The following is a 14,336-nucleotide window of genomic DNA, read 5'->3' as shown; positions in this document are numbered from 1 at the left end:
ATCCGATCATCAATCATCAAGCAATAACATTCGGCCCCTCGGGGCCACGAAATCACTGCGGCATCAACAGGCACCATAGGCCAAACGCAATTCGCGCCAGTGCGCGACACTCGCGGACTGGCGGGGCTTCTCGAAGCCGGCAGATAGCCTAAGCTGTGATGGCGCGGAACATAGGCGGCGAAATCCCGTGCGTCAAGCCCGGGGAATCCGGGCATTAATCAACTTGCTCCCCTGGTTTTTCCGCGTCCACTGTCTGGCTACCTGCATATGTGGGATTACTGGGATGCCCGCAGAACATACCTTCCCCATGGACTTAACCCGGTCTCTGGCCATATAACCCCGGTCATGGATCAACTTGCCTTTATAAAGATGCACGGTTTGGGCAATGACTTCGTTGTGCTCGACGGCCGGAATACGCCGATCGCGCTCAGCGTGGAAGAAGCGCGCGTGCTGGCTGACCGTCGCTTCGGCATTGGATGTGACCAGTTGATTGTCCTGGAGCCGTCCGCCAGCAATGGCGCCGATCTCTTTATGCGCATCCGTAATCCGGACGGTGGCGAAGCCGAGGCCTGCGGGAATGCGACACGCTGCATTGCATCCCTGGTAATGGGTGAGACCGGGCAAGACAGGGTCGTGATAGAGACCCGGGCTGGACATCTGCCCGCAACAGCGGCGCCTTCCAATGAAATCACCGTCGATATGGGTCCGGCGAACCTGGAGTGGCACGAGATTCCCCTGGCAGAGGAACGTGACACGCTACATCTCGGCATCGGTGCAGGCCCACTGCAGGACCCGGTCGGGGTCAATATGGGTAACCCCCATGCCGTCTTCTTTGTTAATGACGCCGATGCTGTGGAACTGGCTACTCTAGGCCCACAGCTGGAACACGATCCCCTGCTGCCCGAGCGCGCCAACATTTCGGTTGTTTCGGTAACCGGCACTGACCGTTTGCGCCAGCGCGTTTGGGAACGCGGCGCCGGGATTACCCTGGCCTGCGGATCGGGCGCCTGCGCCGGCGCAGTAGCCGCCGCCCGGCGCGGTATCACGGGACGTAAAGTCGAGATCACTATGGATGGCGGCGTGTTGCGGCTCGAATGGCGCGACGATGGACATGTTCTTATGACCGGCCCCGTCGCAACCAGTTTTCGTGGTCAGGTGGACAGGACATTATTGTCATGACCGAACCGAAGATCATCACCTTCGGCTGCCGCCTGAACAGCTATGAGTCCGAAGTCATGCGCGGCCACGCCAAGGCGGCTGGCCTGAAAGATGCGGTAATCATCAACACCTGCGCCGTAACGGCGGAAGCCGAACGACAGGCCAGGCAGACAATCCGGCGCGCCCGGCGGGAAAACCCGGGGGCTCAGGTTATCGTCACCGGCTGTGCCGCCCAGATTTCACCCGACAGCTATGCGGCCATGTCCGAGGTCGACCGTGTGCTCGGCAACGAAGAAAAGCTGAAGGCGGAAAGTTTCGGTCTGGACCAGACGGAACGTATGGTCGTCAACGACATCATGTCGGTCACTGAAACGGCAGCTCACCTGATCCATGGTTACGAGGAACGAACTCGCGCCTTTGTCCAGGTTCAGCAAGGCTGTAATCATCGCTGCACCTTTTGCATCATCCCTTTCGGACGAGGCAACAACCGGTCAGTCCCGATTGGCGAGATCGTCAAACAGGTGCGGGTCCTGGTCGAGAACGGGGTAGCGGAGGTCGTCTTCACCGGCGTGGATATCACCGACTATGGCAAAGATCTTCCCGGCCAACCGAGCCTGGGGCAGATGGCCCGCAGGCTGCTCACGCTGGTACCCGAACTCAAGCGCCTGCGTTTAAGTTCAGTCGATCCCGTTGAGGTCGACAGCGATATCCTTCGACTGTTAGCAGAGGAAGAGCGCTTGATGCCACACCTGCATGTCTCGCTGCAGGCCGGCGACGATATGATCTTGAAGCGCATGAAGCGCCGGCACCTGCGGGCCGACGCCGTATCCTTTTGTGCTCGGGTCCGGGACCTCCGGCCTGATGTGGTGTTCGGGGCCGATATCATCGCTGGCTTCCCGACCGAAACCGACGCGATGTTTGAAAATTCCCTGCGTGCCGTCGACGACTGCGGCCTGACCTATTTGCACGTCTTTCCCTATTCGCCGCGTCCCGGTACACCTGCGGCCCGCATGCCCCAAATACCTGGCAATCTACGCAAGGAACGGGCTGCCAGATTGCGTAGTCTCGGCGCGCAGCGGGAAGAGCATTTTCTGCAAAGCAGGATCGGCAAAACCGCCCAGGTTTTGGTGGAAAAAGACGGCTTCGGCCGAAGCGAGCACTTTGCGCCTGTCGTGCTTCCAAAGGGACGCATTGGCGAAGTGCTGCCTGTCGAAATTGCTGGGTTGCGGGATGCACATCTGATTGGAGCGCTGGCGGCGTGAGTGAAGCTGAAGAGAAACGCGGCGGCTGGTTCTCGCGCCTAAAGGCTGGCCTTACCCGCTCGTCGTCCAAGCTCAGCGACGGTATTACCGGGATTTTCACCAAGCGAAAACTGGACGATGCGGCGCTGGAGGAGCTGGAAGATCTGCTGATCACTTCCGATCTTGGCGTCACGACAGCGGCCAGACTCACCGCCAACTTGGCCAAGACCCGGTTCAACAAGGACGTCGATCCAACCGAAGTGCGCGAAGCTCTGGCCGATGACCTCGCCGGGCTTTTGGAGCCTGTCGCCAAGCCGCTCACCATAGACCCCGCCCGCAAACCGCACATCGTGCTGGTGGTCGGCGTAAACGGCAGCGGCAAGACCACGACTATCGGCAAACTTGCCACTAATCTGACCCGCCAGGGCTATTCCGTGCTTCTGGCAGCCGGCGACACTTTCCGCGCCGCGGCCATCGATCAACTTAAGATATGGGGCGAACGCACGGGTTGCGAGGTGATTGCCAAGGCGCCCGGCGCAGACTCTGCGGGTTTGGCGTTCGAAGCGATTGAGACAGCCCGCGCCCAGAACAACGATCTCGTCCTGATCGATACCGCGGGACGCCTGCATAATAAATCCGACCTAATGGCCGAACTGCAGAAGATCCTGCGCGTGATCAAGAAGCTCGATCCTGATGCGCCGCACGATGTGCTCCTGGTGCTGGATGCCACCACCGGGCAAAACGCCATCTCCCAGCTCGGGACCTTCAAGGAACTTGTCGCGGTGACCGGTCTTGTCGTGACCAAGCTCGACGGGTCGGCGCGCGGCGGTGTGCTCCTAGCGCTGGCCGAAAAGTTCGAACTGCCCGTCCACGCCATCGGCGTCGGCGAGGGTGCCGAAGACATGCGTCCCTTCAAAGCGCGGGATTTCGCGCGGTCCCTGATGGGCCTAGACTCTTAAAGCGTGCCTTACGTCTTTTAGAACCGGGTCAATTTCCGGTTTTCGGTAAACGTCTTGATACCCTTTGGAGCAGAAACTCTCCGTGGATCTGCATGTCCTCCTCCTCGTTCTTTTTGCGGCCGTCCTGCATGCCGGCTGGAACGCGCTGGTCAAAGCCGGGAACGACAAGCTGGTCATGCAAGCCCTGATCATCTTCGGCTCCAGCCTGCCGGCCATGTTCGCCGTTCCCTTCCTGCCATTGCCCGATCCGACGTCTTGGCCTTTTTTAGCAGCGTCTGTCACCATCCACGCCGTCTACTACTGCACACTGACGTACGCGTACGAGCACGGAGATCTCAGCCAGGTCTATCCCATCGCGCGTGGATCCTCTCCGGCCATGGTGGCCGTGGTTGCTTGGATACTGGCCGGCGAAAGCCTCACGCTGTTGGAGGGTGCCGGCATCGCTTTGCTTTCCATTGGAATTATCAGCCTGGCACGACCGCACGGCGCCGATGGAAAGCGTGCGATTTGGTGGGCAATGGCAACGGGGATCACCATCGCCGCTTACACGATTGCGGACGGACTTGGGGGACGCAGCACGGAAAATGTCTGGTCCTACGTCGCCTGGCTCTTTGTTCTGGAAGCGCAGGTCGTGATTTGGTTCGCGCTTTGGCGGCGGCGTGGCCGCATCCGCACGGCCCTCGCCCCAGTCTGGAAAAAGGGGTTGATAGGTGGCCTTTGTGCCGGCGTCTCTTACGGTATCGCCATTTGGGCGATGACCCTCGCCCCACTCGCGCATGTCGTGGCTTTGCGCGAAACCAGTGTCATCGCTGCGACCGTCATCGGAACCCTGTTGCTGGGCGAATCCTTTGGTTCCCGTCGCATCACGGCGGCCATCCTGGTTGCCTGTGGCGCCGGCCTGCTTCGCATCGCGGGCTGAATTTCTTAAACGTGAACGAAGGCACAAGCGCCTGTTGCAGCGATCTCTGCAGAGACAGAGCTTAGGCTATTACATGTCGCCGGTTTCACCGATCGGGTTACTTCGTGGCGCAAAGCTCGTCAGATCCCGCACAGCATAAAAGTCGTTCAATGCCCAGTGAACCGAAGGGAAGGCAATGTCATTCCAGGGAATGTCATCCCAGGCGAACAGGTCCAGTTCCTGAGTTTCCGGGCCAGCCGAGACATCCGGCGACACCAGCCGCGCCCGGTAAATGAGCTGTATCTGGCTAATTCTGGGGATCGCGTAGACTGCCAGCAATTGATCGATGTCCAACTTTGCCCGGGCTTCTTCCCAAGCTTCCCGACACGCACCGTCGATGGCGGATTCTTGTACCTCAAGATAACCGGCGGGCAAGGTCCAATAGCCGACACGTGGCTCTATCGCGCGACGGCAGAGCAGGATTTTATCGCCCCAAGTAGCGACGGCTCCAACGACAACCTTCGGGTTTTCGTAGTCGACAAATCCGCAGTCGCTACAAACCCGGCGAAGCCGATCGTCGCCATCGGGAATGCGTTGCTCGAAGCTCTGTTCCTTAGGTTGGCCGGGCGTTTCCATGACAACAATGTGGCCTAGTCGGCGAACATCGGCAAGCCGTCAGTAGCCTATGGCCTAAGCATTCCGCGCGTGTCGATAACCGACGGGCGGGGGAATGACGAAAGAAAGGCGCGCATAGACAGCCGTTCAAATGCGAAGATTCAGAAAACGGCCTCTTGCCACAGCACGACCGCTCTTGATGATCTCCCGCACTGCTGCCATCAGGTCTTCCGTCGACCATCCAGTCAGAGTTTGAGACGCAGTCGCTCTTTGTTGAGATTTTCCAGAGGAAGCCTTAGCTTTCGCAGGCTGAGCAGCGCCCGCTGCAGACGGCGGCTTTGCTCCCTCGAGTTCGCGTACAACAGGTTCCGTTAAGCCACGGAGCTTTCCGGCAATCAAAGGCATCAATCTTTTCGAACCGTTGGAAATCTTCATAAATGCAGTTTGCCGCCAAGCGGTTAAGTAGCGATTAACTTTTATTTCGGCTGCAAAAAGTCACCAAAGTACCAGTCCTGTATCATGGCATCTTAGTACCGTAAATTGGACGCTGGCGCCCCGGTTGTCAGGTCCATGATTGTACCATCTAGGGTAAGTTATATCGTTATGAGCGCTAATTCGGCGTAATTTCGTACTTAATCGTATAAAAATTAAGCATAAATTAGTGTGACCCACCTAATAGTTCATAATTGGGAACTATAGTGCGACCCGTCCGCCCGCTCGGCAAAGGCTTAAAAACTCTGTGCTATCTGGATTGACAGACACGGCGGATACAATGAACTGGACTTGAGCAGATGTTTTGCATGAAGGAATCTCTTTGATGCGCTTCTACTCACTTAAAAGAGTCATGAAACAGCAAGATATAACGCCTCCTGGTTTATCTTTACTATCCTCGCCCCATAATTTATTACAGATTAGAGGGATGTCTCTGGACGTATATTATTGTATCTCGGGAAGTCGTTCGACTTCACAAGGTAAGTGGATGGGGAACACTTTCCGATGAACAGCCAAGATCGCAATTTGCAATTTTTGCTTGAGCTCGCGCTCGATAAGTCGGTCGAAGGCCGAGAATCCCTAGCGCAGCGCATTGGCGAATTGTTTACGGAACGCGAAGAAACCCTGACAGAGCAGGAAACGGCGTTACTCGCAGATATTCTCGGTAAACTAGTAAGCGACATAGAGATGTCGGTTCGCCAGTCCCTGGCGGAACGATTGGCGGAATCACCTCTTGCCCCCCATGATCTGGTCGTGACGCTCGCCAATGATCAGATTGAGGTCGCACGGCCAATTCTGATCAAGAGCGAAGTTCTGCGTGACAAAGAGCTGATCACCATCATCCGGCATCGCGGACATCAGCATCAATTGGCCATCGCAATGCGCACCTCGATCGATGAGATCGTGTCGGACGCTTTGGTTGAAACCGGCCAAAACGACGTCATCAAGCTTTTGCTTGAGAACCACAGCGCCAAGATCTCCGAAGCAACCCTGTCATACTTAACCGACCAGTCACAGCGGGTGGATTCCTTTCACGAGCCGCTCCTAAATCGGGGCGACCTGACTCCCGATTTGGCCGAGCGTATGTATTGGTGGGTTTCGGCGGCGCTGCGCGAGCAGATCCTGAAGAGCTTCGACATCCAGCCAAGCCTACTCGACGACAGCTTGGAAAAAACCGTCCTTTCGATGATGGATGAAGACAAAAAGGCCGAAGAGAAGGACTCCTCGGCTGTGACACTGGCAAAACAGCTGGTCGAAAACCGCGAGGTTACTCCGGAGTTTCTAATTTCCGTCCTACGTCGCGGCGAAATTCCTTTGTTTGAAGCCCTGTTCGGCGAGGTGTCGGGTTTCAGGCCGCCAGGGCTGCAACGCGTCTTATATCATCAAGGTGGAGAGGGCCTTGCCATTCTCTGCCGTTCTCTAGGTTATCCCAAACAGGCTTTTGCGACTATTTTCCTGCTCAGCCGGCGTGGCCGGCCCGGGTCCGAAACGACCGACCCGCGCGAGCTATCGCGAGCCGTTTTGATTTTTGACAAGGTATCTCGCGAAAACGCGACCCTGGTGGCTAACACCTGGCGCCGCAACCCTGATTACCGCGCCGCAATTGAGCAGATCAGCAGCGCTTCAAACACTTCCGCTCAACAGCAAGGAAGCGTCCAGTGAACCTGCCACTGAAGAAGCTTCTTGAAACACATACGTCGGGGCATACCGAAAAGCTGACGCCAGAGGAACAATCTGGCGATTCAGATAACAACATCGGCATTCTTCAGCGCGAGCTCTTTGAAAACGGCGATCCGGTCGCGCTCTATGACCGGCACGGCCAGGTCATCTACACCAACCCGGCCTTCGATCGTATCGCAGATGCCTTCTCCGCGAATGCGCCGCTCAATGGTTTCAGTGACGATAAAAAACTCAATTCGAACGACGAATTAAGCGCACTCAAAGCACTGGCAGGAAGTGTCATCAATGAATATGCCGTTCGTATCAACGGCAGGATAGAATATTACCGGGCAAAACACCGCGCTATCAACAATGACAATGGCGAGTTCATCGGCAGCGCGCTGCTTCTGACTTCCCTCAGCGAAGTGAAGGCGCTGAATGCCGCACTTTCCTTGGCCAACGAACGCCTCGACGACACCACGCGCCTCGTTTCCGACTGGATCTGGGAAACCGATCGCAATCTGCAGATCACTTACGTTTCGCCTCAGGTTCAAAAAACTCTGGGCTTTCATCCAAGTGAACTTGTCGGGCGGTCCCTCACAGCCCTGCTTGCGGCGTCCAGCGACGAACTTGAGGCCAGGACCGCTCAGGATCACAGACGGCCGTTCCGGGACCTCAATGTCGAGATCAAGGATCGTGCCGGAACCAGCCACAGCTTCCTCTTGAACGGACTTCCCGTCTACGATCATCAAAACGGCAATTTCGCGGGCTTTCGAGGCAGCGCCACCGACATCACCGAAACCCGTATCAGGCAGCTGGCATTGTTCGAAGCCAAGGAAGCCGCGGAGTTGGCCAATCGGGTCAAGTCCGAATTCCTTGCCAATATGAGCCATGAACTGCGCACGCCGCTGAACGCGATTATCGGTTTCTCGGAAATGATGTCCTCGGAACTGCTGGGGCCGCTGGGGAACGAACAGTACCAGGGCTATTCTCACGATATCTTGGTAAGCGCCCAGCATCTTCTCGGTGTTATCAACGACATTCTCGACGTTGCCAAGATTGAGGCAGGCAAGCTTCACCTGACCGAGGAAGACGTCAATCCGCATGAAGTTCTCGGCACGGTCAAACGCTTGATGTCCGAGCGGGCGGAGCGCGTCGGAATCAATCTCAAACTGGAGACTCAGCCGGATCTGCCTCATGTCTGGGCCGACGCCCGCAAGCTCAAACAGATCCTGATCAACCTGATGGCCAATTCGGTGAAATTCACCCCGGGCGGTGGGCGTATCGACATCAGCGCCTACATCGATCAGCGCGGTGATTTCGTTTTTGCCGTAACCGACACCGGAATCGGGATCGCCAAGGAGGATGTCGATAAGGCGCTGGCACCTTTCACTCAGATCGACAGCCAACTCAGCCGGCAGTTCGAAGGTACCGGGCTCGGCCTCCCGCTCGCGAAGGGCTTCACTGAGCTGCACGACGGCGAACTGAAACTCGTAAGCGAGCCGGGCAAAGGCACTCAAGTCACGATACATCTGCCGGCAAGGCGCGTAATCCCAAACTGACGGGCCCCCTCCCTCGTAGCGGTATTCCCCGCCCTCATGCAGAGCAAGCATGGGTGCCACGCTAACCTAGCGCTTGGCACCTCCCTGCCCCGGCAGGGTAAAATCGGCTTCTTTCCCGCTGACCGATCCCTGTTATCTCCTGGTCGGGTCAATCGCAGATCGATAGGCGTCCCTTTGAGAGCTTCATGACGAAAGACATGAACCAGCGAGATTTTGGAACAGCGCCGGCTGCCTTGCGCGGTGGCGCACGTGAATCCTTCGGCGTTCCCATGATGGTGCTCTGCGGCAGTTATCTGGGCTTTGGCGCACTGGTGCGTGAATCCGACCTCGCTGTTTGGCACGGGCTGTTTTCCACTCTGACCGCCTGGGCCCTGCCCGGTCAGGTCGCTTTGGTTGAGCTCTACTCGGTTGGCGCTCCCTTACTGGTTATCGCCAGCGCAGTTGCTTTGACCAACGCCCGGCTGCTGCCCATGGCCATGACCCTCATGCCGACAATCCGGGGGGCCAATGCACCGCGCTGGGTCTATTACGTCACGGCCCACGTCATCGCCGTAACCGGATGGGCCGCAGCCATGCGTGTCTGCCCGACGCTTCCCTCGGAGCAACGGCTCGCCTATTTCGCCGGCTTCTCCGGCACGCTCTGGTGCGGCACCATGATTGCGACCGCTATAGGTTTTGCGCTCGCGGATGCAGTCCCTGCCTACGTGACACTGGGCCTGGTTTTCCTGAACCCGATCTATTTCATGCTTGTCTTCGCATCCGATCTTCGCCAGCGCAGCCGGATGCTGGCCTTGGTCTTTGGCGCCGTCGCCGGACCCCCGCTTTATCTTTGGTCGCCGGACTGGAGCCTGGTCGTCGCAGGGTTGACGGCCGGCACCCTGGCCTTCGTGCTTTCATCCAAATACAAGGCCAGATCATGAGCGAATTCTGGTTGCCCTTCGCCGCCATGATGGTAGGGGCTGGCGCCACCTATGTCTGGCGTGCGCTGGGCGTCGCTCTTTCAGGCCGGGTCAATCCTGACAGCCGGGCCTTCGAATGGATCGCCTGCGTAGCCTATGCTCTGCTCGCGGCATTAATCGCACGGATGATCATATTTCCGATTGGGCCTCTCGCGGAAACCTATCTGGCGGACCGGCTCGGCGCCGCTGTCGGTGCCCTGGCGATCTTTTTCCTGACCCGCAACAATCTGCTCGCAGGTGTATCTGTCGGCACTGCGGCGCTCGTCGCGCTTACCTGGGGCCGCACGATCTTCTGAAATCCGGGCCTGCTTCCAACAATTCAGGCAGCATCCTCAAGCGCTTTCACGCCCGGCAGCGTCTTGCCTTCGAGCCATTCCAGGAATGCACCGCCCGCTGTCGAGATGTAGGAAAAGCTCTCAGCCACACCGGCATGTGCGAGCGCCGCAACGGTGTCCCCACCACCGGCAACGGACAGTAGCGAGCCGGATTTCGTCAGCGCCGCTGCCGCCTGAGCAACCTGATTGGTCGCTGCATCGAAAGGCGGGAACTCAAAACAACCCAGGGGTCCGTTCCAAACCAGCGTTTTGCAAGCCGCAAGCCGGCGTGCCAGATCCGCGGCGGTATCAGGTCCCGCATCCAGGATCATGGTGTCGGCGGGAACCTCCCGCACAGGAACAATCTGACACTCGGCGCCGGCTGCAAGTTTCTTGGCAACCACGGCGTCGGACGGCAGGATCACATCGCAACCGTCCTCCTCGGCACGATCGAGAATCTGACGTGCTGTTTCAGCCATGTCGTATTCGCACAAGGATGCGCCAACCCCGATACCCTGTGCGTTCAGGAAGGTGTTGGCCATGCCGCCCCCGATCACCAACAGGTCGACCTTCTCCACCAGATTCCCCAGCAGATCGAGTTTGCTCGAAATCTTGGCGCCGCCAACAACCGCCGCAACCGGGCGCTCGGGATTACCCAACGCCGACCCAAGGTGCTCTAGCTCCGCCTGCATCAGGCGGCCAGCACCTGCAGGCAGTGCGCGCGCCAAACCATCGACAGAGGCATGGGCACGATGAGCGGCCGAGAAGGCATCACCGAGATAGACATCTCCCAGCTTGGCAAGCGCGGCAACAAAATCCGGATCGTTAGCCTCTTCCCCCGCATGGAAACGCAGGTTCTCAAGTAAGGCGACCTCTCCGTCGCCAAGGCCTGAAACGACAGCTTCAGCCTCCGGGCCAATGCAATCCGAGGCAAAAGTAACCTGGGACCCCAGAACTGCGGCAAGCGGTCCGACCACCGGTTGCAGTGACATCTCGGGCACGGCTTTGCCCTTTGGACGGCCGAAATGAGACAGCAGCAAAACCTTCGCGCCGGCCGCGCTCAACTCCTTGATGGTCGGCAATGCGCGCCGGATCCGGGTATCGTCCGTCACCTTCCCGTCCCGCATGGGGACATTGAAATCCACGCGGACGAGGACCGTTTTACCGGCAACTTCGAGATCATCCAGAGTCTTGAAACGGGCCATCATCGCACTTTCGAATTTGGGAGCATCGCCGAACACGGCAGCCCCGAAGAAGACAAAAAAACAGGCCCCGTGATACACAGGGCCTGTCCTTTTTCGCAAGTCTTTCCGCATACCTTATGCGGAAAGGATCTGGTCTGTTCCCAGTGTCCGCCTATCCCAGGGTTGGGATCGAGAACTCCGCACCGGAACGGATGCCCGTCGGCCAGCGCGAGGTGACCGCCTTCATCTTGGTGTAGAAACGCACACCTTCCATGCCGTGCATGTGATGATCACCGAACAGGGAGCGTTTCCAGCCGCCGAAACTGTGGAAGGCCATCGGAACCGGGATCGGCACGTTGACGCCAACCATGCCGATCTGGACCGAGTTGGCGAAGTGACGCGCGGCATCGCCGTCACGCGTAAAGATCGCCGTGCCGTTTCCGAACTCGTGCTCGTTGACCATTTTGGTCGCCGCCTGATAGTCCGGCGCGCGGACAACCGACAACACTGGGCCGAAGATTTCTTCCCGGTAGATCGACATATCGGTGGTGACGTTATCGAAAATCGAGCCCCCCATGAAGTAGCCGTTCTCATAGCCCTGCAAGGTCAGGTCCCGGCCATCGACAGCCAGGGTCGCCCCTTCGCGAACGCCGGCATCAATGTAACCCATCACCTTATCATAATGGTCCTTGCTGACCAGCGGACCCATCTCGACTTCTGGATCGGTGCCCGGGCCAACCTTCAAGCTGCGGACCCGCGGTGCAAGACGTTCGATCAGCTGATCAGCCACCGTATCGCCAACAGCCACGGCCACCGAGATTGCCATGCAGCGTTCCCCGGCCGAACCATAGGCAGCCCCCATGATGGCATCGCTCGCCTGATCCATGTCTGCATCGGGCATGATGACCATGTGGTTCTTGGCCCCACCAAGCGCCTGGACGCGTTTGTTGTAGGCACAGCCCGTGCGGTAGATGTATTCGGCAGTAGGGGTCGCCCCAACAAAGCTGACGGCAGCAACGCCTGGATGCTCAAGCAAGCCGTTGACCGCGTCCTTGTCACCTTGCAGAACGTTGAAGACACCATCGGGCAGGCCAGCTTCCGTAAAGAGTTCCGCCAGCTTCAGCGAGAACGACGGATCCTTCTCGGAAGGTTTCAGGATGAAGGTGTTGCCCGCCGCAATCGCAACCGGCGCCATCCAGAGCGGCACCATGGCCGGGAAATTAAACGGCGTAATACCGACACAAACACCTAAAGGCTGGCGAATCGTGTAGGCGTCAACACCCGCACCAACATCCTCGGTTACTTCACCCTTCAGGAGTTGAGGCATGCCACAGGCGAATTCGATCACCTCGATACCGCGCGTAATCGAGCCTTTGGCGTCGACGTGAGTCTTCCCGTGCTCTTCTGTGACAATCTTGGCCAGCTCGTCCATGTTGTCTTCCAACAGAGACTTCAGGCGGAACATCACGCGCGCACGGCGCAGCGGCGGCGTGGTGGCCCAGGTCGTGAAGGCATCCCGTGCCGCCTGAACGCAGCTGTCGACTTCCGCCGCATTGGCAAAAGCAACCTGACGCACGACCTCGCCTGTCGCTGGATTGAACACATTTCCTGTCCGGCCGCTTGTGCTCTCGACGACGCGCCCGTTGATGTAGTGGTTGACGATATCCGACATGACTCCCTCGCTGGAATTCTGCGCCCTGGCTTCTTTGTGGAACTCCTGCGCACATTTATCCTGCACAAGAACGGGCTGGTTAATTTCCCGCAGAGTAAACTAAAGTTTCGCCGAAGGTGAAAGGGGCAAAAACACATCGTCTTGGAAAAAATATTCTCTTGCGAAGAGCTCATGGAACAGGAAATTCAAACAAGCGTTCGGCACGTTCTAATCGCCTGTGCCCGGACGGGAAACACCATAAGTTATCGGGATCTGGTCGCCCGTGCCGATGTCCCGCCGCCGCACGGGATTCACAAGACCACGCTCGCGCTGGAAAACCTTGTTCGCGAAGACCATGCCGCCGGCCGGCCGCTGCTCGCTGCATTTGCAGTCAGCCGTGCAAACGCCGGTCTGCCAGGCCAGGGCTTCTTTCATCTTCTTGCCGAATTGGGCCGGTACAACGGCCCTGACCGCGGCCCGCAGGCGGAAGAGGTCTTTGGCCGGGAGTTGAAAGCAGCGCTGCAATACTGGGGGGAAGCATTGCCGGATCGCGACGACCAGAAATAACGTCGAACGCCAAGGTTAGTCGAACGCTAAGGTTAACCATCGAACCGTCCCACGCGCTTCCCCATACTGACCCGCTCTTCGACGTCATAACCCAGACCCTGGTAGAAGGCGATAACGGCCGCATTGGTCGAACGGACCTGCAGATTGATCTTCACGCAACCCAGCGCTTCCAGTCTCTTTTCTGCTTCCTTGATCAGCATCGAACCAATACCCGAACCCCGATGGCGCTCGAGAACAGAGACCGCGTAAAGCCAGCCCCGGTGTCCGTCGTAACCTGCCATGACCGAGCCCGCAACGGTCGCACCCTCAACCGCGAGCAGAAACAGATCCGGTTGTGCCTTGACCTTGGCCGGAACCGCAAAGTCTGCAGCGTTCCAGGGGCTGTCGCCTGGGAAGGCCTCCTGCCAAAGCGTTTTGACCCCACTGAAATACTGATCGCTGTAAACTACGATCTCCATCGCCTCTCCACTTTCCTCCTCATCGACACCAGTCTCATTTCGACCGGTCTCGAACAACCTGATCCAACTATGCCAATAATGCCTCAAACGAGACCACCGAAGCATACTCGCCATCGAGAATAGACAGGGTCAAGGCATGGACGTCTTCCGCGCGCCAGGCCCTTCCATTATGATCGATCCGGTCAATCGACGCCGTTGTTTCGGCGGGAAGAAGAACTTCGAACCCGAGATTGCCGGCCATGCGAACCGTCGCATCGACCGAATTTTCCAGCAATACGCCGGTCACGACCAACTGTCTGATCCCCGAATACCGGAGCTGAGATTCCAGGTTCGTCGCGATAAAGGCAGAATTTGTCCGCTTGGCAACAACGGCCTCGCCTTCATGCGGCATGACCTGGGCTTTGAAGTCGTGGCCTGGCTGGCCCGGCCGATAGGGCGAGTCAGACTCCGTGGAATCGTGCCTTATGTGAAAGATGGGACGTCCATTGCGGCGCCAGACCGTCAGCAGCCGTGCAATGTTGTCCTCCATGGATCGCTGGCCCCGGCGTCCCCAGACAGGTGCATCGATGGCGTTTTGAACGTCAATAACCAGCAGTGCAGACAACGCATCTGTGAACAT

The 14,336-nt window shown here is 58.1% G+C and carries 14 protein-coding genes; 9 read left to right on the top strand and 5 right to left on the bottom strand.

The window, feature by feature from the left end; genetic code table 11:
- Positions 1-345 precede the first annotated feature (345 nt).
- The 4 genes from dapF (at position 346) to QMZ18_RS04355 (ending at position 4,277) form a co-directional block, all read left to right on the top strand.
- The gene (gene dapF, locus QMZ18_RS04370) at positions 346-1,179 is read left to right on the top strand and encodes a diaminopimelate epimerase (protein WP_282605002.1); all 834 of its coding nucleotides are present in this window, start codon (positions 346-348) and stop codon (positions 1,177-1,179) included.
- On the top strand, positions 1,176-2,420 hold the full coding sequence (gene mtaB, locus QMZ18_RS04365) for a tRNA (N(6)-L-threonylcarbamoyladenosine(37)-C(2))-methylthiotransferase MtaB (RefSeq protein WP_282605001.1): 1,245 nt from the start codon (positions 1,176-1,178) through the stop codon (positions 2,418-2,420). The genes dapF and mtaB overlap by 4 nt, the downstream gene beginning before the upstream one ends.
- The gene (gene ftsY, locus QMZ18_RS04360) at positions 2,417-3,358 is read left to right on the top strand and encodes a signal recognition particle-docking protein FtsY (RefSeq protein WP_322097128.1); all 942 of its coding nucleotides are present in this window, start codon (positions 2,417-2,419) and stop codon (positions 3,356-3,358) included. Before mtaB ends, ftsY begins: the two co-directional genes overlap by 4 nt.
- A gap of 82 nt (positions 3,359-3,440) precedes the next feature.
- A complete protein-coding gene (locus tag QMZ18_RS04355; protein ID WP_282605000.1) occupies positions 3,441-4,277 on the top strand; it encodes an EamA family transporter in 837 nt (278 codons plus the stop codon).
- Between the two features lie 69 nt (positions 4,278-4,346).
- Here QMZ18_RS04355 and QMZ18_RS04350 read toward each other — a convergent pair whose 3' ends face one another.
- Positions 4,347-4,892: an NUDIX hydrolase gene (locus QMZ18_RS04350; RefSeq protein ID WP_282604999.1), complete on the bottom strand. Its 546-nt coding sequence runs from the start codon at positions 4,890-4,892 to the stop codon at positions 4,347-4,349.
- Between the two features lie 975 nt (positions 4,893-5,867).
- Between QMZ18_RS04350 and QMZ18_RS04345 the strand changes: the two genes are divergently transcribed.
- The 4 genes from QMZ18_RS04345 to QMZ18_RS04330 all read left to right on the top strand — a co-directional run bounded on the left by QMZ18_RS04345 (position 5,868) and on the right by QMZ18_RS04330 (position 9,839).
- Positions 5,868-7,025 carry a DUF2336 domain-containing protein gene (locus QMZ18_RS04345; protein ID WP_282604998.1) on the top strand — a complete coding sequence of 386 codons (1,158 nt, stop codon included), beginning with the start codon at positions 5,868-5,870 and terminating at the stop codon, positions 7,023-7,025.
- Entirely contained in the window at positions 7,022-8,584 is a 1,563-nt protein-coding gene (locus QMZ18_RS04340) for a PAS domain-containing sensor histidine kinase (RefSeq protein WP_282604997.1), read from the top strand. The genes QMZ18_RS04345 and QMZ18_RS04340 overlap by 4 nt, the downstream gene beginning before the upstream one ends.
- A gap of 185 nt (positions 8,585-8,769) precedes the next feature.
- Positions 8,770-9,504 (top strand): AzlC family ABC transporter permease, encoded by a 735-nt coding sequence (locus QMZ18_RS04335; RefSeq protein WP_282604996.1) that lies wholly within the window; start codon positions 8,770-8,772, stop codon positions 9,502-9,504.
- Positions 9,501-9,839 (top strand): AzlD domain-containing protein, encoded by a 339-nt coding sequence (locus QMZ18_RS04330; protein ID WP_282604995.1) that lies wholly within the window; start codon positions 9,501-9,503, stop codon positions 9,837-9,839. Before QMZ18_RS04335 ends, QMZ18_RS04330 begins: the two co-directional genes overlap by 4 nt.
- 23 nt (positions 9,840-9,862) lie before the next feature.
- Here QMZ18_RS04330 and pgk read toward each other — a convergent pair whose 3' ends face one another.
- Both pgk and QMZ18_RS04320 read right to left on the bottom strand, forming a co-directional pair.
- Positions 9,863-11,062, bottom strand: a complete 1,200-nt coding sequence (gene pgk / locus QMZ18_RS04325) for a phosphoglycerate kinase (RefSeq protein WP_282605597.1) — start codon at positions 11,060-11,062, stop codon at positions 9,863-9,865.
- 151 nt (positions 11,063-11,213) lie between these two features.
- Positions 11,214-12,713, bottom strand: a complete 1,500-nt coding sequence (locus tag QMZ18_RS04320; RefSeq protein ID WP_282604994.1) for a CoA-acylating methylmalonate-semialdehyde dehydrogenase — start codon at positions 12,711-12,713, stop codon at positions 11,214-11,216.
- A gap of 171 nt (positions 12,714-12,884) precedes the next feature.
- Here QMZ18_RS04320 and QMZ18_RS04315 point away from each other — a divergent pair, with 171 nt between their 5' ends.
- Positions 12,885-13,259, top strand: a complete 375-nt coding sequence (locus QMZ18_RS04315) for a hypothetical protein (RefSeq protein WP_282604993.1) — start codon at positions 12,885-12,887, stop codon at positions 13,257-13,259.
- A 32-nt stretch (positions 13,260-13,291) separates the two neighbouring features.
- Here the strand turns inward: QMZ18_RS04315 and QMZ18_RS04310 are convergent, their stop codons facing one another.
- Together QMZ18_RS04310 and QMZ18_RS04305 are read right to left on the bottom strand one after the other, a co-directional pair.
- Entirely contained in the window at positions 13,292-13,717 is a 426-nt protein-coding gene (locus tag QMZ18_RS04310; RefSeq protein ID WP_282604992.1) for a GNAT family acetyltransferase, read from the bottom strand.
- Between the two features lie 67 nt (positions 13,718-13,784).
- Positions 13,785-14,336: a cysteine hydrolase family protein gene (locus QMZ18_RS04305; RefSeq protein WP_282604991.1), complete on the bottom strand. Its 552-nt coding sequence runs from the start codon at positions 14,334-14,336 to the stop codon at positions 13,785-13,787.

This window comes from Pelagibius sp. Alg239-R121 (assembly GCF_947331435.1).
Taxonomy (GTDB): domain Bacteria; phylum Pseudomonadota; class Alphaproteobacteria; order Kiloniellales; family Kiloniellaceae; genus Denitrobaculum.
This window is presented reverse-complemented; position numbering and strand designations above follow the sequence as displayed.

Excerpts from the sequence above, each read along its gene's own strand:
- QMZ18_RS04320 (WP_282604994.1), bottom strand. The coding sequence starts at position 12,713 with ATGTCGGATATCGTCAACCACTACATCAACGGGCGCGTCGTCGAGAGC.
- pgk (WP_282605597.1), bottom strand. The coding sequence starts at position 11,062 with ATGGCCCGTTTCAAGACTCTGGATGATCTCGAAGTTGCCGGTAAAACG.
- dapF (WP_282605002.1), top strand. The coding sequence starts at position 346 with ATGGATCAACTTGCCTTTATAAAGATGCACGGTTTGGGCAATGACTTC.
- mtaB (WP_282605001.1), top strand. The coding sequence starts at position 1,176 with ATGACCGAACCGAAGATCATCACCTTCGGCTGCCGCCTGAACAGCTAT.
- QMZ18_RS04315 (WP_282604993.1), top strand. The coding sequence starts at position 12,885 with ATGGAACAGGAAATTCAAACAAGCGTTCGGCACGTTCTAATCGCCTGT.
- QMZ18_RS04350 (WP_282604999.1), bottom strand. The coding sequence starts at position 4,892 with ATGGAAACGCCCGGCCAACCTAAGGAACAGAGCTTCGAGCAACGCATT.
- QMZ18_RS04345 (WP_282604998.1), top strand. The coding sequence starts at position 5,868 with ATGAACAGCCAAGATCGCAATTTGCAATTTTTGCTTGAGCTCGCGCTC.
- QMZ18_RS04305 (WP_282604991.1), bottom strand. The coding sequence starts at position 14,336 with ATGTTCACAGATGCGTTGTCTGCACTGCTGGTTATTGACGTTCAAAAC.
- QMZ18_RS04310 (WP_282604992.1), bottom strand. The coding sequence starts at position 13,717 with ATGGAGATCGTAGTTTACAGCGATCAGTATTTCAGTGGGGTCAAAACG.
- QMZ18_RS04335 (WP_282604996.1), top strand. The coding sequence starts at position 8,770 with ATGACGAAAGACATGAACCAGCGAGATTTTGGAACAGCGCCGGCTGCC.
- QMZ18_RS04330 (WP_282604995.1), top strand. The coding sequence starts at position 9,501 with ATGAGCGAATTCTGGTTGCCCTTCGCCGCCATGATGGTAGGGGCTGGC.